The following is a 24,791-nucleotide window of genomic DNA, read 5'->3' as shown; positions in this document are numbered from 1 at the left end:
AGATCCGTGGAAACACGTGCCGGCTAGATCCGTGAAGGCGGTGGCAAAGCCACGCAGCGTCACCTTTTTGATGAATTAACAGCGCCTTGCAGTCCGGTTTTGGAGCGGGTAGCGGGAATCGAACCCGCGCGTTCAGCTTGGGAAGCTGACAGGCTACCATTACATCATACCCGCCTTGTCAGATGAAATAACACCAGAACATCCAGACGTTCAACCCGGATCGTAACCAACCTTTTTCGGGTTCTTACTCGGTTCGGGCCCTCAGGCTGTCAATCAGGGACTGGTCGACAGCCAAGGTCTTGCCCGCTGCTTCCAAAGTACGGCGATCCAGATGCTGGGGGTTCAGATCAACCCCTTCCGAAAACGCATCGACAATGGCCTTCATGGCCGTGATCCTGGCATATTTCTTGTTGTTGGACGGAATCACGTGCCAAGGGGCAACTTCCGTCGACGTCCGTGCCAGCATTTCATCCACGGCCACCTCTGCGACATCCCATTTTTCGCGGTTTCTGAAATCTTCATAAGTCAGCTTCCAGCGTTTCATCGGGTTGGTCAGCCGCTCGGTAAATCGGCGCATCTGCTCTTCCTGTGAAATGTGGAAGAACAGTTTCACGATTCGTGTCCCGTCATCGACCAGCATTCGTTCGAAATCATTGATTTCCTGATACGCGGCCCGCCAGCGTGTTTCCGGAGTCAGCTTTTCGATCCGCTCAACCAAAACCCGGCCGTACCAGCTGCGGTCGAAGGCGGAGATCGCACCCGAAGGCGGCAGGCGTTCCCAGAAACGCAACAAATAATGCCGGTTGAGATAGTAGTTCCGGGGCGCGCCGATCGGCCAGACCTTGAAGCTGCGCGGGTCCAGGGCCTGACTGATCCGGCGAATGGTCCCACCTTTTCCGGCAGCGTCCCACCCTTCGAAAACCAACACGCCCTTGAGCCCATGAAACAGATAAGCTTGCTGAATTCTCGCCAATCGTGTCTGCAATTCGATCAGCTGATCGAAGTAGACCTTTTTGTTCAGTTTCCTGGTCAGATCCGCATCCGAGAGTTTTGGGGGGTGATGTTTGCTCATGCTGCCACCTGATCAATGCATCCTGGATCAGGGTATTCTGAAACCTTCTGCAAATTCGACATTGATCCGGGTCAAATGCAAAAGGCCGGGCGCTGAGCCCGGCCTTTGTTTGCAGTCTGTGTCGTTCAGATCAGGCGCGGCGGCGACGGCCACCACCGCGACGGCCACCGGCGGCCCCAGCGGCGCCAGCCTCATCCGGTGCTTTGTTGAACTTGATCCACTCACCGCCATGCGGGTCGTTGTTGGTCAGCAGGTTTGCCGCGCGGATGGCTTCCATTTCCTTGCCGGCGCGCGGTTTGGTCGATCCCAGACCGAACATCTGTACGAAGGTTTCATCGTCCATGCCTTCGGGCAGGATGATACCGGCCGCAGCCACGGCCTCTTTTTTCTCGGCGATCTTCTTCTGCGTCACGGGCAGCGCCACCGGGTTCATGATCGCCGAGGTCATGCCCGCGCCCATCGCCATCGGCAGGAACGCGTTGTTGATGCCGTGACGGTTCGGCAGACCGAACGAGATGTTGGACGCACCGCAGGTGGTGTTCACGCCCAGTTCCTCGCGCAGACGACGAACCAGTGCGAACACTTGCTGACCGGCGGTCGCCATCGCACCGATGGGCATAACCAGCGGGTCAACCACGATGTCATGTGCAGGGATGCCGAAATCGGCAGCACGCTCGACGATCTTCTTGGCGACGTCAAAGCGCACATCGGGGTCTTCCGAAATACCAGTGTCATCGTTCGAGATCGCCACGACCGGTACGTTGTACTTTTTGACCAGCGGCAGAACCAGTTCCAGACGCTCTTCTTCGCCGGTGACCGAATTCAGCAGCGGACGACCTTCAGCCGCTTCAAGACCGGCTTCCAGCGCGCCCGGAACCGACGAGTCGATGCACAGCGGCACGTCAACCAGACCCTGCACCAGCTCGACGATCTTGCGCATCAGCGGTGGTTCGGTCTCGTTCGGGTTGGGGTTCGAGTTGTAGACAACGCCCGCATTGATATCCAGAACGGTCGCGCCAGCCGCTACCTGAGCAATGGCGTCTTTCTCAACGGTCGAAAAGTCGCCCGCTTCCAGCTCGGCGGCCAGTTTCTTACGGCCGGTCGGGTTGATCCGCTCACCGATCACGCAGAACGGTTCGTCAAAGCCCAGGACGGCTGTTTTTGTTTTTGATTCTACGACTGTTCGTGTCATGTCCGTTCCTTAGGAGTTTACAGGCTTTGCCGAAGCGCCGCCGTTATTGATCGCCCAGTTGGCGTTGGTCTTGATCCCGCCCAGCGGGAAGAAGTGCACGTTGGTGATGTTGAAATCCGGGTTGGCCGCCTTGTGGCTGGCTAGTTCGGTCACGACATCGGTCGGCTCGTAGGGCAGCAACAGCTTGGAGACATCCATGGCGCGCTTTTGCAGAACCTTCAGCGACGGCCCAACGCCGCACGCGATGGCGAATTTGATCAGGGTTTGCAGCTTGGCCGGGCCAGCGATTCCGATATGGATCGGCAGATCGATGCCCGCTTCTTTCAGGCTGTCGGCCCAGGCGATGATCGGCTTGGCGTCAAAGGCGAACTGTGTTGCCAGCGCCATTTCGGCATCCGTGGTCTCGTTGAATTTCTGCTTCCAGCGCAACGCGTCATCGACGTTCTTGGTCGAACCGTCGGGGTCGATGTCCTTGTTGCCTTCGGGGTGGCCCGCCACGTGCAGGCGCTTGAAGCCCGCCTTGTCAAACAGACCGGTTTCCAACAACTGCATCGAGCTGTCGAACTCGCCGTGCGGGTTGGCGACACCGCCCGCCAGCAACAACGCCTGTTCAACGCCTGCTTCGCCCTGATACATGGCGATCCAGTTTTCCAACGTCGCCGCATCCTTGATGATGCGTGCCGGAAAATGCGGCATGACAGGGTAACCTTCCGCCGCAATTCGCTTGGCGGTCTTGACCATGTCTTCGATGGGCGTGCCCTCGATATGGGCGATGTAAACGCGTGTCCCCTCGGGCAGCAGCGCGCGGAAATCGTCGACCTTTTCAGCGGTACGCGGCATGACCTCGATCGAATAGCCTTGCAAAAAGGCTTCGACGGTCGGATTTACTGGGCCGCTTTCGACCGCATCACGTTTCTTGAAGTTCAGCAAAGCCATTTCGGCCTCCCATAAAGTCTGGGGCTCATGCCCAACCGTCATTTGCGATCAGCGCTTTGACGCGGTCCTGATCGTATTCCGTTTCCAGACGCACAGCCTCGGCTTCGGCAATCTCGGCAGGATCGCCTTCGACCGCGAAAGGTTCGGCTTTGCGCCATTCGGCCAGATAGGCATCACTGTCCTTGGCGTTCACCTTCATGGCGGCACGGTCGATGGCTTGTTCAAACCGTTCTTCCAACTGCCGCTTTGCGCCACGACGGCCTTTGCCGACGATGACCTGAGCGGGAATGTCGCGCCAATACACGATGGTGACGTCAGGCATTGCTGTGATTCCTCCTAACCCGATGGGCCGGTTCTAAACTTCAATGTAGGCCTGGGTCGGTCGATTTTCGACACACGACGCTTTCCAAACGACGTTTTGCGCCCACTGCTGTGTAGTGGCTTTTACCCAGTTTCCGGGAAAACGCGCATATCAAAATTCTCATTGTCTCTATGAAAGCGCTGCATGAAAAAGAAAAACCCCGGACGGGAAAAACCGTCCGAGGCAAGAATTGATGGGGCAAATGGCCTTAGCCGACCAAACCGCCATCTTCGCGCGTAATGGCGATAATGGCCGAGCGTGGCACCGAGTCCCCGCCTTCAGGCCAATGGCTGTTGCCATCTTCGCCCGGGTGCTGAATGCCGACAAACATCGTGCGACGGTCCGGAGACCAGCTGAGACCGGTGACCTCGCATTCGTTGGGGCCAACCAGAAAACGGCGGATTTCGCCGGTGACAGGGTCGCCTGCCAGCATCTGGTTGTTGCCCTGCCCGGCGAAGTCACCTTCGTTGCCATAATTGCCATCGGTCTGGATCCACAGCAAGCCGTTGCTGTCGAACTTCAATCCATCGGGTGAGTTGAACATATTGTCGGCGTTCACGTTCTCGGATCCGGCATAGGCGTCTTGGTGGACAGTGGGATTGCCTGCCAGAACGTACAGATCCCAGCCAAAGCCAGCCGCAGCATGATCGCCGCCATCCGGGCGCCAGCGAACGATCTGACCGTAGTTGTTCTTGTCCCGCGGGTTCGGGCCGTTGGCCGAGGTATCGTCGCCCCCTGCATTCGGCTTGACGCCACGGTTCTTGTTGTTGGTCAAGCAACAGTAAACCTCGGGCGCGTTCGGATTTGCCGCAACCCACTCGGGACGATCCATGGTGGTTGCTCCAACCGCCGAACCAGCCTGACGGGTGTGGATGCTGATCTCGGCCTGCGAGGCCATGCCAGTGCTTTCCGGCGTCAGATCAAGCCACTCACCGGTTCCATCGTCGTTGAACTTGGCAACCGAAAGTGTGCCTTGTTCCAACAGTGCGTTTGTGTCCACACCAGCGGCATAAACACCTTCCGAGACAAAGCGGTAAAGAAACTCGCCGCGTTCATCATCGCCCATGTAAACGACGACGCGACCGTCATTGTTTACTATGACTTCGGCGTTTTCGTGCTTGAAGCGTCCCAGAGCGGTCAGTTTTCGCGGAGTCGAGGTTGGGTCAGTCGGATCGATCTCAACCACAAAACCAGCACGGTTCGGTTCGTTTGGGTTTTTCGAGACGTCGAACCGGTCATCAATTTTGGCCCAACCGTAACCCCAGTCTTTTGACGATACGCCATAACGTTTCAGATCAGCATTGACCTCGTGATTTTCGTCTTCGGCCGAGAAGTAGCCATTGAAGTTTTCTTCACAAGCCAGGTAAGTGCCCCACGGCGTCACGCCATTTCCGCAATTGTTCCATGTTCCCTTGCACGTCGTTCCGGACGGATCGGCGGCCGTTTTCATCAAGTCATGACCGGCGGCCGGACCCGTAATGGACATTTCGGTCTGCGGTGTAACGCGGCGGTTATAGGGGCTGTCCTTCACGATGCCCCACTTGCCATCGGTGCTCGCGATTTCCACGATCGTGACACCATGCGCCATCATGCCCTTTGCGATGTCGTCATCGGATGCTGGCTTGGCGTCCGGATTGTTGCCCCACAGGATGTCACGATTGGTATATTCGTTGTTTACAACCAGCAGAACGTGACCGTCATGCAAGAAAATGTCCTGACCATCGGTATTGTCACCAAAGGCGCGTTCCTGGCTGGCAGCCGTACCACGGGTCGCGTGATCGAACTCTGGCGCGTCCGACCAAAGCGGATCGCCCCAGCGCACCATAACATCCGCCTTGTATCCAGCGGGAACAATGACCTCGTCCGCAGTCGACACGGGAATCGCCTCAAACGCGAAGCGGTTGGAAACCGCGTGAGCCCCTGAAGGAATCAGCGAGCCACCAACAGCTGTGAAACTGCCCGTCGCCAAAACGCCGCCCAAAAAACCGCGACGGGACAATGCGCGTTCGACAACGCGATCAAATTCACATTCTTCTGGGCGCGGATTTACGACTTCATCGAATTCGTCGAAGGAAAGGATGCGCTCATCTTTCATTGCGGTCTCCGTATCTGGCTGAGAGCTAATAGATAAACCCGAACGTGGGTTCGCCCATGGAGATCGCATCATTTTGTGAACGGCATGTGACACGCGCGTTAATTTCAAAATTGAAATCACTTGCACGTCAGCAATCCCCCGCCTAGGGTCGGGGTAACTCGAAAATCGGAGGGCGTAAAGATGGCGCCCAAGCGTCCCAAAGGTGCGGGCGCGTTCCCGAAAGCGGTCGAAAGCCCCGCGCCGGCAAGACCCGATCCGGATGCTCTTTATGCGGCTCTGGATCTGGGGACAAATAGTTGCCGCATGTTGATAGCCCAACCCAAGGGAAGTGGGTTCCATGTGGTCGACAGTTTCTCCAAATCCGTGCAGTTGGGCGCGGGTCTGGAACGCACCGGACGACTGTCGCGGGCGTCGATGTCGCGTACCGTTCAGGCATTGCGAATCTGTCAGCAAAAGCTGAAACGCAACAAGGTCAAACGGATGCGTCTGATCGCGACCGAGGCGTGCCGCCGCGCCAAAAACTCGCGCGAGTTCATCCGGCAGGTGAAGCGCGAAACCGGCCTTACGCTCGAGATCATTCAGCCCGAGGAAGAAGCCCGTCTGGCGGTGATTTCCTGTGCCCCGCTGGTTTCGACCAAGACCGAGCAGTTGCTGGTCGTCGATATCGGAGGCGGCTCGACCGAATTGGTCTGGATTGACATCTCGTCCGTTCCACGGCGCGACCGGCCCGCGGCCATCATGCGGCTGCATCACGGGTTTCACACTGTCGACAGCCCTTTTCCCGCAGCCAAGGTCGTTGACTGGATCAGCGTGCCGCTGGGCGTCGCAACGCTGCGGGACCAGTTCAATGATGTCGAGGATGACGCGGCCCGTTTTGCGTTGATGAGTTGGTTTTTCGAAGAAAACCTTGCCGACTTTGCCCCCTACAAGGACGAACAGGCGCGCGAAGGGTTTCAGATCGTCGGCACCAGCGGCACGGTCACCACTGTTGCGGCCTCGCACCTGGGCCTCAAGCGCTATGACCGGACCAAAGTGGACGGGCTGCGCATGACCAGCGATCAGATTGACAAAGTCATACGCGGGTATTTAGAACTCGGCCCTCATGGGCGGCGCCGGGACCCTCGCATTGGTGAAGACCGGCAAGCCCTGATCATGTCCGGCTCGGCCATATTGCAGGCATTGCTCCGTTGCTGGCCCACTGACCGCCTTTCGGTGGCGGACCGAGGGCTGCGCGAAGGTCTGCTTTATGCACAGATGAGCGCGGACGGTGTATTGGAAGACGGACCGTTCTGATGGCGAAGACACCAAGTGGAAAAAACAATTCGGGCCGCGGGCAACGCGACCTGAAGGTCAAGGTCAAGACAGCGCGCGGGCGCAAGCTCAGCTCGACCCGCTGGCTCGAGCGGCAACTGAACGATCCCTATGTCAAGCGTGCGCAGTCCGAAGGCTATCGGGGGCGCGCAGCTTACAAGATTTTGGAACTGGACGACAAATTCCGCTTTCTCGTGCCTGGGGCGCGGGTTGTGGATCTGGGCTGTGCGCCCGGCGGTTGGTGTCAGGTGGCCGTCAAACGCGTGAACGCGCTGGGCGAAAAGTCAGGCAAACGGATCGGAACCGTGCTGGGCATCGACCTGCAAGAGGTCGAACCAATCGCCGGGGCCGAAATCCACGTTCTGGATTTCATGGAAGATGACGCCGACCAGAAGGTCAAAGACTGGCTGGGCGGCAAGGCAGACGTCGTGATGTCGGATATGGCGGCGGCATCTTCGGGGCACAAGCAGACCGATCACCTGCGCATCATGGCGTTGTGCGAAACTGCCGCCTATTTCGCCTTTGACGTTCTGGAAGAAGGCGGCACTTTTGTTGCCAAGGTTCTGGCTGGGGGGGCTGAGGGCGATCTGCAAAAGTTGCTCAAGCAGAAATTCCAGAAAGTCGCCAATGTCAAACCGCCGGCGTCTCGTTCGGACAGTTCGGAAAAATTCGTTGTAGCAACCGGGTTTCGAGGCGGCTCTTAATCATCTAGCCGGATAAGATTTCCGCTCAGACGCTGTTCACGCAAGGACGTGGCAGCCATTCCCTGCAACATCAGCGTATCTCCGTGCGTCACGTATGATGGTTCCCGGTTGCGCAGGTCTTCGATCCGCTGGGCTAGTGAAACCGAGCTTGAACCCGGAATCTTCCGCATTGTTGCTTCTCTGGACATGACTCACCTCGGATCAGCACTTTGTTCTTGGCTGTAACAAGGAATTCTGCCGTCAAAATGAAAGAATTCGGGCACGGATGTGCCGGGTCAGCGCCCAAACTGTTGCGACAATTGCAGCAGGTTGGGATCATCCGGCAGCCTTTCCAGCGCCTCTTGCAGCACTATGCGCGCAGCTTCCGGGCCACGATTGATCTGCGCCAATTGCACCAGCATCGGCCACGCCTCTGCCCTCTGCGGGTCCAGCGTCACGACCTCTCTGAACGCCTGTTCCGCCGCCTGCGCGTTGCGAAGCGTCAAAGCCATGCCCCCCAGAACAAGATGGGTTTCCGGGGCGTCCAACCTGTTCGAAATGACCTGCTGCCATTCCGACATGCCCTGCCCAAGCTTGGCCCGCTGCTCAGCCGTCAAGCCCTGCGGCGGTATGCTCAGGAACTCTTTGGCGGCGGCGATGCGCACGTTTCGCAGAGGATCAGATAACAACGGCTCGAGCCTGCGCACCTGATCTGCCGGGCTGGCCTGACGTTGCAGCGCCGCTGCATTTGCTCGTATCAGCGGGTCAACGTCCTGCAAAAGCGGCGCTGTGTCAGCGGCGATCTGTGGCGACCCAAACGGTTGCAACAGATAAGCGGCGGTCGCTCTGACGATCCCGGGCTGCGACGCATCCATTGCGACCGTAAGCAAACCTTCGGGCGTGTCGAGCTGCCCTTCGGCCGCGGCTTTGAAAACTGTCCCATAATGCGGGCGTCGATTTGGCGATCCCGGAAACCAGCCCTCTATCTGGCTTGCGGCCCAGGCCTGATCCTGGTCTTGATGGCAGTCCGTGCAGGCATCAACGCCTAGCCCAAGATCCGGTCGCGGTATGCGAAAACTGTGATCGCGTCGACCGTCGACACCCATGTAGGTCCGCTCGATCATGTGGCAGCTTTTGCACTGGGCGCCTTCGCTGTTTTCCGGGTGATTATGATGCGCAGGCGTGTCATAGTCCTTTGCGGAAAGGGTTGCGAATTCCGGATTTCCGGCAGGCGAATGGCACTGTGTGCAAACCCCGTTTCCTTCGGCTTTCAATTCTGCGCTGTGCGGTTCGTGGCAGTTCATGCATCCGACGCCCTGTGCATACATCCGGGATTGCAGGAACGAGCCGTAGACGTAGACCTCATCCAGAATTTGCCCGTCGGGATGATAGGAACCGGGGCGCAGCACGGCCAGATTATAGGCATCATGGTACGGGGTTCCCGGAACCGGGTTTCCGTTGCCATGCGCCTCGCGCCGGGAATGACATCCGGCGCATTGCTGTATTTCTTGTTCGGTCCGCCCCTTGCCCCAACTCAACAGAAAGCCGGCATTGGCCAGGCCATCTGAAGAACGCTTTTCCCGGACCCAGTCGATATGTGCGGACCCCGGCCCATGGCAGGCCTCGCACCCGACCCCGATTTCGACCTGTTGTGACGTGTAGCTTCTGGTTTGAGGGTCGTAGTTCTTCTCAAAACCCGTGGCATGACATTCGGCGCAGCGCGCGTTCCAATTCTTGTAAGGACCGGTCCAATGCAACCCGTCATCAGGCGGCAGGTCCTGATCAGGGTACAGGTGATACCAGCGCTTTTGCTCTGTGTCCCAAACCACATCAAAACTTTGCAACCGGCCCGGTTCGGTCTCGAAAAGGTATTGCTGCAAGGGTTCGATCCCGACTACGGAATGAACGTCATACTCCGTGGTTGCGCCATCTTTTTCCGTTACGTCGGCGGTGAACCTACCCGCCTCATTTTTGAACTGGACGGACATCCCGTCATGATCGAACCGGGTACCGTTGAAATCCGCCACAACAGCGCCGTCAGCGGGGTCTGTCCAGGCCAGCGCATGGTGTGACGCGGCCCAGGCTTCGGCTTCTTGCTGATGACAGTCGGTACACTGGTCTGAACCCACATACTCCGGTGTCTGCGCCTGAACTTCACCAGCGATTGAAAGGCAGGCCAGTATCAGGGCAAATCTCATGCCGTATCTCCTTCGGCGGCTTTTTGCAGGTCAATCAATGCACCGTTGTATTCGGCCCCCAAAATCAGGATCGCGGAATAGAGATACAGGAAAATCAATGCCGCCATGGCCCCCGCCAACCCAGCATAGGTGGCGCTGTAGGTGGCGAACTGGCTGATATAAATTGAAAATGCCCATCCACCAGCCGCCCACAAGACCAAAGTCAACAATACGCCAGGCAGGATTTGCATCAGGCTGTGCCTGCGAGTCGGCAGCACAAGATGCGCCAGAAGAACGGTGCCCGCAGGAACCGCCACGGTGAACGTCCAGCGCAGGCGATCCACGGAAAACCAGTTGGCCACGGCAACTTCCGTGTGTTCAGCCACCAGTTTCGTATAGACCGGCAAAACCACCTCGACCGCGGCAATGATCAGAATGGCCGACCCGCCCAGAATGACCAACACCAGACAAAGCAGCCGGGTTTTCCAGAACGGCCAACTGTCTTCATCATGGTAGGCCTGGTTCATGGCTGCACGTACGGCGGCCACGCCGTTGGAGGCAAAGTAAATCGCCAGCAGCCCCCCCAAGGTGATGACACCCGAGCCGGATCCGGCCAGAACGGCCCGCAGTTCGGCCACGATCGGATCAGCGACGTCCTTGGGCCACGCTCCGAAAATCAGGTCAATCAATTCATCTGTGACATAGCCTTGAGATAACGCCCCTGCCAGCGCCACGGTGAACAGCACAAAGGGAAACAGCGCCATCATCAGCGACATGGCCACGTGGCTGCTCATGACGAAACCGTTCTTTCTGCTGAACCGGCGGATCGACAGCCAAAGTGCCTGAACAGGTCGGCCAAACAGGGGATTCGCGGCAGTGGTCATGCTGCAACCCTAACCTGCCGAAATGGAACACAGAACCCGTCATGGATATCTATTGCGAGAATGAGGGCCAACAAACGCCTGAACGCATTGCACAAACCGGGCCTCGCGTGCAGGATTGGGCGGCGCAGGACGGGAAATGGGCCAGATACAGGATACCGAATGACACCGGATCAAAAAGACATCACGGTTAGACCCAGGCTTCGATTGTCCGTTGTCCGGGATACATGCATCATCGCGACCCTGATCGTGCTGGGCCTCTATGCCGGTGCGAACTTCCTGATCCCGCTGGCCATGGCGCTGCTGGTCAATGTTCTGATCATCGCGCTGAGCGATCGCGTCGTAGCCCTGACCCGCGCTCCGGTCTGGCTGGCAAATATTGCCGGTGTGACCGTCGTTCTGGCGGGTTTGTTCATGATCATGTACGTGCTGGGCAGTCAGGCGACGCAGTTTGCACGATCCATCAGCACCTATGAAAACCAGTTTGACGGTGCGGTCGAGCGTGTAACGGGGCTGGTCGGCAACGACGTGACCACCTTCATTCGTGACAATCTGGTCAGTATCGACATGTCCTATGTCGCCCGCGTGTTGCTGGGCAGCGCCACTTCATTGTTGAACCAGTTCTTCCTGATCAGCCTTTATGTCGCCTTTCTGATGGCCGAACGGCTTGCCTTTCGGAAAAAGATCCAACTGGCCGCCGGAAATCCTGTCGCCGCAGCAGAGTTTTCCACCATGCTCGATGCGATTTCGGTCAGCTTGCAGCGCTATGTCGGCGTCAAAACCCTGATCAGCCTGATAACGGCAACCATCAGCTATACGGTTTTCCGCTCGCTTGGTCTGGAATACGCGGAAACCTGGGCCGTATTGACCTTTGCCCTGAACTTCATCCCCTCGATCGGTTCGATCATAGCGGTGTTTTTTCCGGCCATGATCGCGCTTGTTCAATTCGAAACGATCCTTCCCTTCCTGGTGATCGTGCTGGGATGTGGAACGATCCAATTCCTGATCGGCAATTTCCTGGATCCGGCCATGCTTGGCCGATCCCTGAACATGTCGACCTTTCTTGTCATTCTGGCCCTGACCTTCTGGACAACGGTCTGGGGTCTGATCGGCGCGTTTCTGAGCGTTCCTCTGACCGTATGCATCCTGATCGTGTTCAGCCACATCCCGGCCCTTCGGCCGGTCGCCATACTGATGTCATTGGATGGCAGGTTGGGCGAGGATAACAGTCAGGCCGCAGCAAGCTAGGTCATGAAGCGCCCCCTGTTCATCGGATCGGATATCTACCGCAACTCGACCTACGGTTCAAAACACCCGCTGGCCATCCCACGGGTTTCAACCGTCATCGATCTGTGTCGCGAACTAGGTTGGTTGACGCCCGAAAACTACCGCGTCAGCCCCTGCGCAAAGCCAAGTGTATTGGAAAGGTTTCATACGCCGGACTATATCGCCGCCCTGCAAAAGGCCGAAGCGGACCAGCACGTCACGGACGAAACACGGGATAAATACGGTTTGGGGACTCTGTCGAACCCGGTCTTCGCCGAGATGTACCGCCGGCCGGCAACCGCCGCCGGTGGTTCCATGCTGGCCGCCGAACTGATCCGGGATGGAGGGATCGTTTTCAACCCTGCGGGCGGCACCCACCATGGCCTTGCGGACCGGGCGAACGGGTTTTGTTATCTGAACGATCCGGTTCTGGCGATACAGACCCTTTTGAACGCCGGCATGGATCGCGTGGTCTATGTCGACATCGACGCCCATCATTGCGACGGGGTTGAACTTGCGTTTCACGGGTCGGACAGAGTTCGGATGATCTCGGTCCATGAAACGCGGCGATGGCCGTTCACGGGCCAACTTGAGGAAGACGCCGGTGGCGCGGCCTTCAACCTGCCTGTTCCAAGGCATCTGAACGACGACGAATTCGCCGCCATTCTGGATCAATTGATCCTGCCAGCGACCGAGGCGTTCAAACCGCAGGCGATTGTCCTGCAATGCGGTGCAGACGCCGTGGCCGAAGACCCGCTTTCGCGTTTGACCCTGTCCAACAACGCGCATTGGCGAACGGTCGCGGCGCTGAAGCCTCTTTCGCCTCGCTTTCTGGTTCTGGGTGGCGGCGGATACAATCCCTGGTCCGTAGGCCGCTTGTGGAGCGGCGTCTGGGCCACCCTGAGTGATTTCGAAATTCCTGACACACTTGATGTCGGTGCACAGAAAATCCTGCGGGATCTGACCTGGAGCAGGGCCGCGGGACAGGCGCCTCACCCCCATTGGCTGGACAGTTTGCGAGACGCGCCCAACACCGGGCCCATACGACAGGAACTGAGGAAAGATTTGCACCACCTCACCGCCAGGCATTCACGGTAGATCGGTCCGCCAAAGCCTGTTAGCATTCCGATATTTCGGGATATTCCTGACCGGCTTACCCCCTGTTCCGTTATCAATTCGTTTCTTCCAGCTTGGCACCGATTGGACCACCACCCATGAATGCACTTAATCAGATACTTGATCTCAAAACCCGCATGGGCCAGTCCATCATCGGGCAAACCGAGGTCATCGACCGACTGCTGATCGGGATGCTGGCCAACGGAAACCTTCTGATCGAAGGTCTGCCCGGATTGGCCAAAACACGTGCAGTCAAGGCGATGGCGCGCAATCTGGATGCAGACTTCAGCCGGATCCAGTTCACGCCTGATCTGCTGCCATCAGACGTGACGGGAACCGAAGTGTTTCAACAAACTGACGAAGGCGGCACCTTTCGGTTCGAACCCGGGCCGATCTTTGCCAATATCGTCCTCGCTGACGAAATCAACAGGGCACCGGCCAAGGTGCAGGCCGCATTGCTGGAGGCGATGGAAGAACGGCAGGTCACGGTTTCCGGGACCACCCACAAGATGGAACCGCTGTTCATCGTGATGGCAACCCAGAACCCCATTGAACAAGAAGGCACCTATCCCCTGCCCGAAGCGCAGATGGACCGGTTCCTGATGCATGTTCAGATCACCTATCCGCCGGTCGAGGACGAGGTTGAAGTGATCCGGCTGGTTCGGGGCGAAGAGATCGCCGCCGGGAAACGCGCGTCAAGCGAGCAACCACCGACAATCCCGCAGGACGCCGTTTTTGCAGCGCGTTCGGAAATCGGGCAGATCCATGTTTCGGACGCAATGGATCGCTATATGGCCGATCTGGTTCAGGCGACCCGGACGCCTGCGGCGCTCAGCGAAGAACTGGCCAGCTGGATCGACATCGGTGCCAGCCCGCGTGCCTCATTGGCCTTGGACAAATGCGGTCGGGCGCATGCGTGGATGAACCAGCGTGACTATGTGGACCCGGCGGATATTCGAGCCATTGCACATGACGTGTTCCGTCACCGCATCACGCTGAGCTTCGAGGCGCAGGGGAACGCCAAAACGGCAGATGACGTGATCGCGGAAATCCTGCGTCTCGTCGCGCTGCCCTGACGGTTCGGGTTGGCCGGGTGCAGCGATCCTCAGCATATCCAGTTGATCCCCGCATTCACGTCAGTGCGGATCACCTGTTGCGTCTGGAACTGCATTCCCGTGCCCTGAGCTTTTTGCCACGTCAGCCTGCCCGGTCGATCCTGAATGGCAGACACGCATCGCGCCTGCGCGGGCGCGGCCTGAATTTCGAGGAATTGCGCAACTACCAACCGGGCGACGACATCCGAACAATTGACTGGAAAGTCACGGCGCGAACCGGTGAGCCCCACGTTAGGGTCTATACCGAGGAACGAGACCGCCCTGCCCTGCTGCTGGTCGATCAGCGCGTTTCGATGTTTTTCGGAACCGAAGTCTACATGAAATCGGTCATCGCCGCCGAAGCTGCCGCAATCACCGCGCATCGCGTTCTTGGTCAGGGCGATCGTGTCGGTGGTCTGGTATTCAACGACACAAGCGTTGCTGAACACAGGCCGCAGCGCCGCGCAGCCGCGCTCATGCGGTTTCTGTCTTCCATCGGGGCTGCCAATTCGGCCTTGCATGCCGCGTTGAACCCGCAACCCACCGTAACTTTGAATGACATGTTGTCGGAAGCCGCGCGTATGCCCCAAACCAACGGGCTGGTTTGCCTGTTTTCCGACTGCGACGGGCTTGACGAAAAATCGGAATCCCTGCTGCGCCGCATTGCGGTCTCAAACGATCTGATTGTGTTCAATATCGCTGACAGGACAGCCAAGGGGCTGGCGCCCGATCTGAAACTCACGGTCTCGGACGGGCGCGACCAGATCGAAATCGACAGCGCCGACCCCGAATTGTCCGGCAAAATTCGCAAATCCATGGAAGACAGGTTGGACCACCTGCACATATGGTCCCGTCGATACGGTTTTCCGGTTGTTCCATTGACGACCGCGGAACCTGCCCTGGATCAGTTGCTGTATCTGTTCGGACATCGCAGGGGGCAGAAATGAGCATCGATACGACAGGGAAATCTCTGGTTGATCTGCTGAATATGCTCGAGCCGGCACCGGACCCCGCGCCCGTTTCGATGTTTCCGCAGACATGGGGGTGGCTGGCGCTGGCCGTCATACTGCTTGGCCTTGCCGTACTGGTCAGTGTTCTTTTGGTCCGGCGAAGGCGGGAGAACGCGTATCGCCGCCATGCGCTGGCCAAGCTGGCAGACCCGGATATCACGTCGGCAAAAGTTTCCGAAATCCTTCGCCGCACCGCGTTGGTCGCATATCCGCGCAGGCAGGTTGCAGGGATTCACGGGGATGACTGGTTGAATTTCCTTTCGCAAACCTCTGATGACAATTCCTTTTTATCAGATCTTGGACAAACGCTGGTCGACGCGCCGTACAAGGACCTGCCGCCAAACCGTGCCTTGACCCAGCTTGCTCGGCATTGGGTCAAGTCCCATAAACGGTATCGGGGAACGTGATGTTTTCCTTCTCTGCACCCTGGGTGTTTCTGCTTTTGCCGCTGCCGGTGCTGGTTTACGCCATTGCTCCGCCCCGGCGGGAAACAACCGTGTCCATTCGCATTCCGTTTTTCCGCCGCGTGGCCCAGGCGGCGGGTGTCGAGCCGAAATCCGGGTCAATGATCCGAACCCGGGCCCGGCTCCAAACGGCCAGCGCCGCCTTGATCTGGATACTTCTGGTTCTGGCACTGGCGCGCCCGGAACGTCTGGGCGACCCCGTCGTGATGGAAAAATCTGCCCGCGATGTGGTTTTGGCGCTGGATATCTCCGGTTCGATGGATCAGCGCGACTTCCAGACCGGATCCGGTGCCCCGATGCAAAGGCTTGAGGCGGTCAAAGAGGTTCTCAAGCAGTTCATCTCTGAAAGAGATGGTGACAGGATCGCGCTGATCATCTTTGGAACACGTGCCTTCATTCAAGCGCCCTTCACGGAAGATCTGAGCAGTTTGAATGGGTTCCTGGACCAAACTCAAGTTGGCATGGCGGGTCCGAACACGGCTTTGGGCGATGCGATCGGGCTTGGCATTCGAACCTTTGAATCCAGCAAGGTTGACCAGCGCCTGATGATTGTCCTCAGCGATGGCGCCGATACGTCCAGTCGCATGACACCCGTCAATGCCGCGGCCATTGCTGCGGAAAAGAACGTGGTTGTCTATACGATTGGCGTCGGAGACCCGAATGCCACGGGCGAAGACCGTGTCGACCTTCAGGCACTGAAGGACATAGCCGATCGCACCGGCGGAGAATACTTCTTTGCCGACGATGCAACGGCCCTTGAACAGACCTATGCACGCATTGATTCACTGAACCCCAGAATGGTGGAAACGCAAAGCTATCGCCCCAAGCAAAGCCTTGCCCATATTCCGTTACTCATCGCGTTGATCGTCATTATGGTCAGCATGACCTGGTTCCATTTCTCACAGCGACACCAGGGGGTCGTCTGACAATGGATCTGGCCGATTTCCATTTTATCCGAGGTTATTACCTGCTGCTTCTCATCCCCATCCTTGCGTTGTGGTGGCGGATCAGACCCAGACCGATGGCGGACACCAAACTGCCATCAGGAATCGCCCCGCACCTTGCAGAGGCCTTGCTGCTGGGCAAAGAAGAATACAGGCGCATCCAGCCCATTGATGTTGCGCTGATCATTGCGGCGCTTGTCACTTTGGCGGCCTCGGGCCCGACATGGTCGCGCGCGCCCAACCCGTTGATCGCAGACACGGCCCCGTTGGTGATCGCTCTTAAAGTCACCGACAGCATGGAAAGCTCGGATCTTGCGCCATCGCGGCTGGATCGGGCACGGTTCAAGATTTCCGACCTGATCACCGAACGTGCCGGCGCACGTACCGCTTTGATCGCCTATGCAGGATCGCCGCACCGGGTTGCGCCTTTGACCGAAGACGCGAATATACTTCGTCCCTTGCTTGAGGGGTTGACGCCCGCGGTGATGCCAAAGGATGGCGATGCGGCAGCCGATGCGCTTGCGTTGGCTCAGTCCATTCTGGACGACAGCGACAGCCCGGGGGCGATTCTGTTCGTATTGGACGATCTTGATCCATCTCAGGTAGCTGGGCTAAGCTCCTCTTCTTCTGATATTTTCTTTCTCACCATGCTGCCGGATGGTGGTCGTATCGCGCAGCTGGACAACATCCCCAACGCCTCAGTGGTCGCGTTTTCGGACGACGATCGGGACATCAATCAACTGATGCGCCGCATTCAATCGGCCTATAGTGCTGCGCTGGATGACGATGATCGTCTGGACTGGCAGGACAAGGGCTGGATCCTGGCCTGGCCTGCTGCGGTGTTGTCTCTGCTGTGGTTCCGCAAGGGCTGGGTAATTCGTTGGGCGTTTCTGGCTTTGATTGCGTTGCCTTCATCCGGCGCGCGGGCAGAAGGATGGCGAGACTGGTTTTTCACCCCCGACCAACAAGGCCAGATCGCGATGAACCAAAAACGCTTTGGCGACGCGGCCGAGATGTTCGAAGATCCATATCACAAGGGATATGCCTATCTCAGGGATGGTCAATACGAAAAGGCGTCGGCCGTGTTTTCCACACTGGACACGCCGGAAGCTGCGTTTGCCGAAGGTATGGCCCGCATAAGAAACCGCGAGTATCGCCCAGCCATATCGGCGTTCGAGACCGCCTTGGAACGTCGCCCCGACTGGCCCGAAGCCCAGCATAATCTCGACCTATCCAAGGCCATCCTGGACTATGTCGAAACGACGCGTGAACAGTCTGACACAGGGGAAGAGGCTGGCATCGGCGCCGATGATACCGTGTTTGACAACGATGCAGCACGCGGCAGTGACACCACGGTTCAAGCCCCCAAGGACGGGCCACAGTCACTGTCCGCCGACCAGTGGATCAGTATGATCGACACCGACATGCAGGATTTTCTGAGAAACCGTTTCCTTTTGGAAATTCAGGAGCAAACAGAATGAGATACCTTGCTGTCTTCCTCCTGTTGTTGCCGTTATCCGTGTCCGCACAGGAAAACTCAGCCTATCAACCTAGGGTATCAGTGGACGTCCCGATCGAGGCCGTCATCGTCGGCCAGCCCGCCATCGTCCGCATCAAGGTTCTGGTTCCGACCTTCATGCCGCAGCCGCCGGTATTCCCATCATTGGAGCAACAAAATATCCTGGTTCGGTTGCCCGAGCGAGCTTCTGGCCCGATAAGCGAAACGGTGGACGGAGAAACGTGGTCCGGCGTACAGCGCAGTTATCGCCTGTATCCGCTGACATCAGGGCCTGTTGCGTATGATGCGCAAGAGGTTGTCGTGACATTTGCCGACCCGCAGTCCAATGACCCGGTTCAGGTTTCGGTGGCGCTTCCTTCCATACAGCTGAACGCAGAGATCCCCGAGGGCGCTCAAGGTCTTGACCCGCTGATCATCGCAAGTGGTTTCTCTCTTGATCAGAAGCTGGACGGTCCGACCGATATGCAGGCCGGTGATTCCATCACGCGCGAGATAAGCGCGCAGATCGCTGGCACCACGGCCCTGACAATCCCGGCGCTGACGCCGCAGGATCAAAGCCAACTGCTTCGCGCCTATCCCAAGGAGCCCCGCTTTTCGGAAACAGAAGACCGGGGCATCTTGTCCGGGCAGCGGGTCGAAGAAACCGTGTACATCGCCCAAGATGGTGGCGAAACACAGTTGTCGGCCGTTTCCATCGACTGGTTCAATCTGGACACCGGTCAGATCGAAACGGCATCACTTCCCCCGACCAAGCTGACACTGGCACTACCCAGGCGACAGCCGCCTGACGCGCAAACCATCATCAAATCAGTTCTTTACCTTGTCATTGTTGTATTCGCATTGTGGACATTGGGAAGATTTCTGCGCCCGCGCTATGCAACCTGGAAAACGGAACGGCGCCGCAGATATCTGGCATCGGAGAAATATGCCGTCGATGCCTTGCGATCCGCTTTAATATCACGGGATTTGCCTGCGGTTTATCAGGCATTGGATCTTTGGAAATCACGCAGCGCGCATCCCAAGTGTTCTTTGGATCTTGAGAGAAGTCTGATGAAGATCGGTGCGGCGCGGTATTCAGCGACGGCTGGCAACAGCTCGGAAGACTGGCATGCCGCCATGCTAAACCTGGGCGCACTGAAAAGCCCGACAGAACGAAAGAGCGGGTCTTTGCCCCCGCTCAATCCTTAGACTTCAACTTTGACAGTTGCTGATCAGCTTGCGCCGGTCGATCAACCGTAGTCGGCCATACCCCAATTCCACAAGGCCCAGATCTGCCAGATGATGCAGATGCCGATGCAAGGTCGGCTGAGATACCGCAACCATTTCAGCAAGTTCTTCCTGAGACACAACAATCCATCCGTCCGAACTCAAAGCACCTTCGTCAAGATGCAACAGACGCAGTACAAGGCGCTTTTCAGACCCCGTAACCGCAAGATTGGCCATGATGCGCAGAGCAGTCTTCATGTTTTCATGCGTTAACGCATAGAAATCACGGATGTATTCTGGGTTTTTCTGAACCAGGCGTTCTACCCGCGAGCCGGGAAAATACAAGGTGCGGGTTTTTTGCGTTGCCACGACGCTGACCAGTCGTTTGGCTTCGGCAAACAGCGCAAGATCCCCGATCCAGAATCCTGATCCATCCTGATGCAATACGAATTCCTGTCCATCATCGGCAGGTGCCGTGATCTGAAGCGCGCCTGCGAGCACCGCATGAATACCGTTGGCGCGGTCACCGTGGTGGTACAGGGTTTCTCCGGAATCGAAGGTTCTTTGAATTGCGCACGTCATAAGATCGCTCTGAAACTTTGAATCGCGCGTGCCAAACCAGTCGGTATTGGCCAGAATCCGCATATCGTCATCAGAATCAAACATTTGTATCTTTCAAAGTGATCATATGATAAGTTTTCGATACGTTTCATCGCGTAAAATAGCTGTGTTCACTGCTCGAACAAGAAATTGTTTTTATTCGGGCAATCAAGAACTTGCTTGCAGCTTCAAGTTATAAGCTAGCGGCTTCAATTAAATTTCAATTTTCCGGGTCATTAAGGCTCGACTGATCAGGAGCACTTCATGTCTTCTCCACGAATGATTGCAGATAATTGGCGTAGAACACTGCGCCGGTTCGCAGTGGCGACCGTAACTGTCGCCCTTGCCGTGCCCGCCTGGGCGCAGGATCAAAAGCCCAATATTCTTGTGATATGGGGCGACGATATCGGTCAATCCAACATCTCGGCCTATACAATGGGTCTTATGGGATATCAGACGCCCAATATCGACAGGGTTGCCAAAGAAGGAATGATCTTTACCGATTACTACGGTGAACAATCCTGTACCGCCGGCCGTTCGTCATACATCATGGGGCAATCCGTGTTCCGCACCGGTCTTTCCAAAGTCGGCCTGCCTGGGGCAGATCTCGGAATGCAGGTTGAAGACCCAACTATCCCGGGGCTTCTTAAAGACCACGGTTATGTGACCGGTCAATTCGGCAAAAACCACCTTGGTGACAAAGACGAACATCTTCCGACAAACCACGGTTTTGACGAGTTTTTTGGCAATCTTTACCACCTGAATGCCGAAGAAGAGCCGGAAAACGAAGACTATCCGGGTGATCGCGTTCTGGCGGATGGGCGTACCTTCCGCGAGGCCTATGGCCCGCGCGGCGTCATCAAATCCAAATCCGATGGCACGATCGAAGACACCGGACCGTTGACCCGCAAGCGCATGGAAACGGTAGATGACGAAACCGTGGCCGCGGCCATCGACTTCATCAAGCGGGCGCATGAGCAAGGTCAGCCCTTCTATGTCTGGTGGAACGGTACCCGCATGCACTTCCGCACCCACGTCAAAGACGAGATGCGCGCCAAGGCCAATGAGTTGTCGGGGCGGGTCGCTGATGAATACACCGCCGGTATGATCGAACACGACATGCATGTAGGTCAGCTGCTGGATCTGCTGGACGAGCTTGGCATCGCCGACAACACGATCGTCCATTATTCCACTGACAACGGTCCCCACATGAACACCTGGCCGGATGCGGCTGCCACGCCGTTCTGGGGCGAGAAGAATACCAACTGGGAAGGTGGTTGGCGTGTTCCGTCAATGGTACGCTGGCCGGGCAAGATCGAGGCCGGATCAGTCACAAACGAGATCGTGCATCACATGGACTGGCTGCCCACTTACCTCGCCGTGGCCGGCGATCCGGACATCAAGGAAAAACTGAAGGCCGGCTACAGCTCATCGGGCATGGGTCGCGACTATAAGGTGCACCTTGATGGCTACAATATTCTGCCGCTGCTGACTGGTGAGACTGCGGCAAGTCCCCGGAAAGAAATCTTCTATTTCTCGGATGATGGTGACCTCACGGCGCTGCGTTTCGAAGACTGGAAGCTCATCTTCCTGGAGCAGAAAGCCTGGGCCACGTTGCGTGCCTGGATCGAGCCATGGACCGAACTGCGCATCCCGCTGATCGTCAACCTGCGCCGCGATCCGTATGAACGCGCGTACCGCACGTCCAACACCTATTACGATTGGCTGTTGGACCGGGCCTATTTCCTTGTGCCCGCCCAGCAATACGTTGGCAATTTCCTCAGCACGTTCCAGGAGTTCCCGCCACGTCAGAAAGCAGCCAGCTTCAACCTAGATCAGGTCATGGAGAAGCTTACAACGCCGACCAACAACTAGGCCCGGCGGCCCCACGCTGTAGGCCGCCCTGCGCAGGGCGGCCTTTCTTCAATACAACAGATATCGAGAGCTTCATGAAACACGTTCTTTTGGGTGCCTTTCTGACCTGTGTTCCCGTATCCCTGCTCGCTGATCCGCTGCCCAGTTGGAACGCCACAGCGGCAAAAGAGGCGATCCTTGAATTCGTGTCCAGTGTTACCGACGCGGAAGGACCTGACTATGTGACGCCTTCAGATCGGATCGCGGTATTTGACAATGACGGCACACTCTGGGCCGAACAGCCGGTTTATTTCCAGTTAATCTTTGCCATGGATCGGCTTTCTGAACTGGCTGAACAAGATCCTTCGATCCTGTCCACACCCGCTTTGAAAGCCGCTGCCGAAGGTGATCTTGCGACGGTTCTTCAAGGGGGCCACGATGCGTTGATCGAAGTTGTCAACGCGTCACATTCCGGAACAACTGTCGAGGCGTTTCAGGCCCAAGTCGCGGAATGGCTGGCCGAGGCCCGACACCCGGACACCGGATTGCCCTATGACCAGATGACCTATCAGCCCATGGTCGAGCTGTTGCGCTATCTTCGGGACGAAGGGTTCAAGACCTATATTGTCTCGGGCGGCGGCATTCACTTCATGCGGGTCTTCGCGGAACAGGCCTATGGCATTCCGCCGGAACAGGTTCTGGGCACATATGGAAACTCGACATTCGAAGATGTCGATGGCGTTCCGACTGTCATCAAGGCCCCCGGGATTGCCTTCATCGACGACAAGGAAGGCAAACCCATCAACATCGAACGCACGATCGGCAAACGCCCCATTCTGGCCGGAGGAAACTCGGACGGCGATTTCGCCATGCTGGATTGGACAACCTCGGGTAGCGGACCACGGCTGGGTGTTCTGATCCACCATACGGATGCCGAACGTGAATGGGCCTATGATCGGGAAAGTCCGATTGGGCGGTTGGTTGACGGTCTGGATCAGGGGCCGGACAAAGGCTGGATCATCGTCGATATGGCGAAAGACTGGTCGCGGGTCTACACTGGAGGAAACTGAACGACCCGAAAGACTTAACGCCCATGTGGACATTGCTTGTATCCATCTTCGTTTTTGCGTTGTACGCAACTGCAGTTGTGTTTTCGGTGCGCGCGGCGCAAACCGCGCGCACACCGCAAGGAGCCGTTGGCTGGGTGGTCTTTTTGGTATCGGCGCCAATCTTTGCGGTTCCGATGTACCTGTTTCTGGGGCATCACAGGTTTCGCGGCTACCGCATCTCGCGCCAACAAAGCGAACGGGTCGTCGAAGGCATCAAGACCTTTGCTGACTACTCCAGACCTAACCCATCCACGATGTCGGTCAATCCACGACCATTCGAATTTCTGGCTCATCTTCCGGTATCCAGTGGCAATGGCGCTCAGCTTCTGATCGACGGTCAGGCAACGTTTGACGCCATTTTTCAGGCGATAGACGAGGCCAGGAACTATATCCTGATCCAATTCTATATCGTCAGAGACGATGCGTTGGGCCGACAGCTTCAGACCAAGCTGATAGAAGCTGCGAAACGCGGGGTCCATGTCCGTTTCATGACCGATGCCGTCGGCAGCTATGGATTGGCAAACACCTATCTGGACACAATGCGCGACGCTGGAATTGACGTGGCCGACCCGCGTGAGCAACGCGGGCCGAATTTCAGGTTTCAGCTGAATTACCGGAACCATCGCAAAACCGTCATCATCGACGGTGAAACAGGCTTTATCGGCGGTCACAACGTGGGTGTTGAATATCTGGGCGAAGACCCGCATTTCGGCCATTGGCGCGACACGCATATCAAGATGACCGGCCACATCGTCCGGCAGTTGCAACTCATCTTTACCGAAGACTGGCACTGGGCGCGCGATGAAGACCTGATTGACGACCTCGACTGGGCAGGCAGCGAGGCCGAGCAAGACATGAATGCCCTGTTGGTGGCCACCGGACCCGGAGACGAAACCGAAACCGGCGCCATGATGTTCTTTTCGGCCATCGCCGAGGCGAAAGAAAGACTGTGGATTGCCTCGCCCTATTTTGTGCCCGACATCGACGTCATGACCGCCCTGCAACATGCAGCGATGCGCGGTGTTGACGTGCGCATCCTTGTCCCGGATATGATTGATCATCGGCTGCCGTGGCTGGCTGCTTTTGCCTATTTCGACGAAATCCGCGATTGCGGCGTGCGCGTGTTTCGATACACGGACGGTTTCATGCACCAGAAGGTTTTCGTGGTTGACGACACGCTGGCTGCGGTCGGCACGACCAATCTGGACAACCGGTCCTTCCGGCTGAACTTCGAGGCGATGGCCCTGTTCTTCGATGCCCGCGCAGCCCTGGCTGTCGATCGCATGCTACGCGCGGATTTCGAGGCAAGCTATGAATTGACGCGCAGTCTGGCCCAGCAACCCGCGCATATCCGGTTCGGCGCCCCATTGGCGCGGTTGTTTGCGCCTATCCTCTAGGTAAAGAACTTCTCTTGAAAGACGCGCGTCATCATCGCCACCAGATAAGCGGTCGACAGACCAAAGGCCAGAAGACCAGCAACCGCAGCAAAAGACCCAAAGATGCGCAACCCTTCGCCCAAAACGATATCGCCATATCCCAGGGTCGTGAACGTCACCAATGAGAAATAGATGGCCGAGTTCCAATCCGGCAAAACCTCAAGCAACACCCAGACGATGGCCCAAATCCAGACCTGAATCGTGTGCGTGGCGACGATAAAGGCCAAAGATACCGCGATTGGTGCTGCCGTTCCAAAGAACACCCCCTTGGCGGACCATTTTTCATCCCACTTGATGATCGCGACGGTACACCAGGTCAGCAAGAGAATCTCGACCAAGAAGCAGAGCGCCAGAAATGTACTGCCCCAAACGATCTGATGCAGCAACGTCATGTTTTTCATCCCGATTTACGACAGTGTAACGTCCGGGCAGAATGGCCCTTTGAGGTACGGGGCACAACCCCGG

Annotated in this window: 23 protein-coding genes and 1 tRNA gene; 13 read left to right on the top strand and 11 right to left on the bottom strand. The window is 57.3% G+C overall.

The window, feature by feature from the left end; genetic code table 11:
- Positions 1–100: 100 nt before the first annotated feature.
- The 6 genes from ACR0C6_RS04410 to ACR0C6_RS04385 all read right to left on the bottom strand — a co-directional run bounded on the left by ACR0C6_RS04410 (position 101) and on the right by ACR0C6_RS04385 (position 5,656).
- Positions 101–174 (bottom strand) — tRNA-Gly (locus ACR0C6_RS04410).
- Between the two features lie 70 nt (positions 175–244).
- On the bottom strand, positions 245–1,072 hold the full coding sequence (locus ACR0C6_RS04405; protein ID WP_480618391.1) for a polyphosphate kinase 2 family protein: 828 nt from the start codon (positions 1,070–1,072) through the stop codon (positions 245–247).
- 130 nt (positions 1,073–1,202) lie between these two features.
- A complete protein-coding gene (locus ACR0C6_RS04400; protein WP_224855895.1) occupies positions 1,203–2,264 on the bottom strand; it encodes a methyltetrahydrofolate cobalamin methyltransferase in 1,062 nt (353 codons plus the stop codon).
- Positions 2,265–2,273: 9 nt separating this feature from the next.
- Complete coding sequence (locus tag ACR0C6_RS04395; protein WP_480618389.1) at positions 2,274–3,200, bottom strand: methylenetetrahydrofolate reductase; 927 nt, start codon at positions 3,198–3,200, stop codon at positions 2,274–2,276.
- Between the two features lie 25 nt (positions 3,201–3,225).
- A complete protein-coding gene (locus ACR0C6_RS04390) occupies positions 3,226–3,522 on the bottom strand; it encodes a virulence factor (RefSeq protein ID WP_117868895.1) in 297 nt (98 codons plus the stop codon).
- A gap of 247 nt (positions 3,523–3,769) precedes the next feature.
- The gene (locus ACR0C6_RS04385; RefSeq protein WP_480618387.1) at positions 3,770–5,656 is read right to left on the bottom strand and encodes a PhoX family protein; all 1,887 of its coding nucleotides are present in this window, start codon (positions 5,654–5,656) and stop codon (positions 3,770–3,772) included.
- Between the two features lie 180 nt (positions 5,657–5,836).
- Between ACR0C6_RS04385 and ACR0C6_RS04380 the strand changes: the two genes are divergently transcribed.
- The gene (locus ACR0C6_RS04380; RefSeq protein ID WP_171115826.1) at positions 5,837–6,949 is read left to right on the top strand and encodes a Ppx/GppA phosphatase family protein; all 1,113 of its coding nucleotides are present in this window, start codon (positions 5,837–5,839) and stop codon (positions 6,947–6,949) included.
- Positions 6,949–7,671 carry an RlmE family RNA methyltransferase gene (locus tag ACR0C6_RS04375; RefSeq protein ID WP_171204794.1) on the top strand — a complete coding sequence of 241 codons (723 nt, stop codon included), beginning with the start codon at positions 6,949–6,951 and terminating at the stop codon, positions 7,669–7,671. Before ACR0C6_RS04380 ends, ACR0C6_RS04375 begins: the two co-directional genes overlap by 1 nt.
- Here the strand turns inward: ACR0C6_RS04375 and ACR0C6_RS04370 are convergent.
- The 3 genes from ACR0C6_RS04370 to ACR0C6_RS04360 form a co-directional block, all read right to left on the bottom strand.
- Positions 7,668–7,841: a hypothetical protein gene (locus ACR0C6_RS04370; RefSeq protein ID WP_480618386.1), complete on the bottom strand. Its 174-nt coding sequence runs from the start codon at positions 7,839–7,841 to the stop codon at positions 7,668–7,670. The two genes, ACR0C6_RS04375 and ACR0C6_RS04370, sit on opposite strands and share 4 nt — an antisense overlap.
- Before the next feature lie 105 nt (positions 7,842–7,946).
- Positions 7,947–9,848, bottom strand: coding sequence for a multiheme c-type cytochrome (locus tag ACR0C6_RS04365; RefSeq protein WP_480618384.1), 1,902 nt, complete (start codon positions 9,846–9,848; stop codon positions 7,947–7,949).
- Positions 9,845–10,711, bottom strand: coding sequence for a YihY/virulence factor BrkB family protein (locus ACR0C6_RS04360; RefSeq protein WP_480618382.1), 867 nt, complete (start codon positions 10,709–10,711; stop codon positions 9,845–9,847). The genes ACR0C6_RS04365 and ACR0C6_RS04360 overlap by 4 nt, the downstream gene beginning before the upstream one ends.
- Positions 10,712–10,870: 159 nt before the next feature.
- Here ACR0C6_RS04360 and ACR0C6_RS04355 point away from each other — a divergent pair, with 159 nt between their 5' ends.
- The 8 genes from ACR0C6_RS04355 to ACR0C6_RS04320 all read left to right on the top strand — a co-directional run bounded on the left by ACR0C6_RS04355 (position 10,871) and on the right by ACR0C6_RS04320 (position 19,309).
- Positions 10,871–11,956 carry an AI-2E family transporter gene (locus ACR0C6_RS04355; protein WP_480445183.1) on the top strand — a complete coding sequence of 362 codons (1,086 nt, stop codon included), beginning with the start codon at positions 10,871–10,873 and terminating at the stop codon, positions 11,954–11,956.
- Positions 11,957–11,959: 3 nt separating this feature from the next.
- A complete protein-coding gene (locus ACR0C6_RS04350; RefSeq protein WP_480618381.1) occupies positions 11,960–13,072 on the top strand; it encodes an acetoin utilization protein AcuC in 1,113 nt (370 codons plus the stop codon).
- A gap of 116 nt (positions 13,073–13,188) precedes the next feature.
- The gene (locus ACR0C6_RS04345) at positions 13,189–14,166 is read left to right on the top strand and encodes an AAA family ATPase (RefSeq protein ID WP_480618379.1); all 978 of its coding nucleotides are present in this window, start codon (positions 13,189–13,191) and stop codon (positions 14,164–14,166) included.
- 17 nt (positions 14,167–14,183) lie between these two features.
- Positions 14,184–15,131, top strand: coding sequence for a DUF58 domain-containing protein (locus ACR0C6_RS04340; protein WP_480618378.1), 948 nt, complete (start codon positions 14,184–14,186; stop codon positions 15,129–15,131).
- Complete coding sequence (locus ACR0C6_RS04335) at positions 15,128–15,601, top strand: DUF4381 domain-containing protein (RefSeq protein WP_480618377.1); 474 nt, start codon at positions 15,128–15,130, stop codon at positions 15,599–15,601. Before ACR0C6_RS04340 ends, ACR0C6_RS04335 begins: the two co-directional genes overlap by 4 nt.
- Positions 15,601–16,584: a VWA domain-containing protein gene (locus tag ACR0C6_RS04330; protein ID WP_480618375.1), complete on the top strand. Its 984-nt coding sequence runs from the start codon at positions 15,601–15,603 to the stop codon at positions 16,582–16,584. Before ACR0C6_RS04335 ends, ACR0C6_RS04330 begins: the two co-directional genes overlap by 1 nt.
- A gap of 95 nt (positions 16,585–16,679) precedes the next feature.
- Positions 16,680–18,083, top strand: a complete 1,404-nt coding sequence (locus ACR0C6_RS04325; RefSeq protein WP_480618374.1) for a VWA domain-containing protein — start codon at positions 16,680–16,682, stop codon at positions 18,081–18,083.
- Positions 18,080–19,309 (top strand): hypothetical protein, encoded by a 1,230-nt coding sequence (locus ACR0C6_RS04320; protein WP_480618373.1) that lies wholly within the window; start codon positions 18,080–18,082, stop codon positions 19,307–19,309. Before ACR0C6_RS04325 ends, ACR0C6_RS04320 begins: the two co-directional genes overlap by 4 nt.
- A 3-nt stretch (positions 19,310–19,312) precedes the next feature.
- Here the strand turns inward: ACR0C6_RS04320 and ACR0C6_RS04315 are convergent, their stop codons facing one another.
- Positions 19,313–19,993, bottom strand: coding sequence for a Crp/Fnr family transcriptional regulator (locus ACR0C6_RS04315; protein WP_480445193.1), 681 nt, complete (start codon positions 19,991–19,993; stop codon positions 19,313–19,315).
- Between the two features lie 198 nt (positions 19,994–20,191).
- Here ACR0C6_RS04315 and ACR0C6_RS04310 point away from each other — a divergent pair, with 198 nt between their 5' ends.
- From ACR0C6_RS04310 to cls, 3 genes are all read left to right on the top strand, one after another.
- A complete protein-coding gene (locus ACR0C6_RS04310) occupies positions 20,192–21,802 on the top strand; it encodes an arylsulfatase (protein WP_480618371.1) in 1,611 nt (536 codons plus the stop codon).
- A gap of 74 nt (positions 21,803–21,876) precedes the next feature.
- Positions 21,877–22,851 carry an HAD family hydrolase gene (locus tag ACR0C6_RS04305; RefSeq protein ID WP_480618370.1) on the top strand — a complete coding sequence of 325 codons (975 nt, stop codon included), beginning with the start codon at positions 21,877–21,879 and terminating at the stop codon, positions 22,849–22,851.
- Positions 22,852–22,874: 23 nt separating this feature from the next.
- Entirely contained in the window at positions 22,875–24,287 is a 1,413-nt protein-coding gene (gene cls / locus ACR0C6_RS04300) for a cardiolipin synthase (protein WP_480618368.1), read from the top strand.
- Here the strand turns inward: cls and ACR0C6_RS04295 are convergent.
- Entirely contained in the window at positions 24,284–24,718 is a 435-nt protein-coding gene (locus ACR0C6_RS04295) for an ion channel (protein WP_480618366.1), read from the bottom strand. The two genes, cls and ACR0C6_RS04295, sit on opposite strands and share 4 nt — an antisense overlap.
- Positions 24,719–24,791 lie beyond the last annotated feature (73 nt).

It is taken from the genome of Ruegeria sp. AL12, from assembly GCF_056540885.1.
Note: the sequence above shows the minus strand (reverse complement) of the source record. Positions and strands in the feature narration are given on the sequence as shown.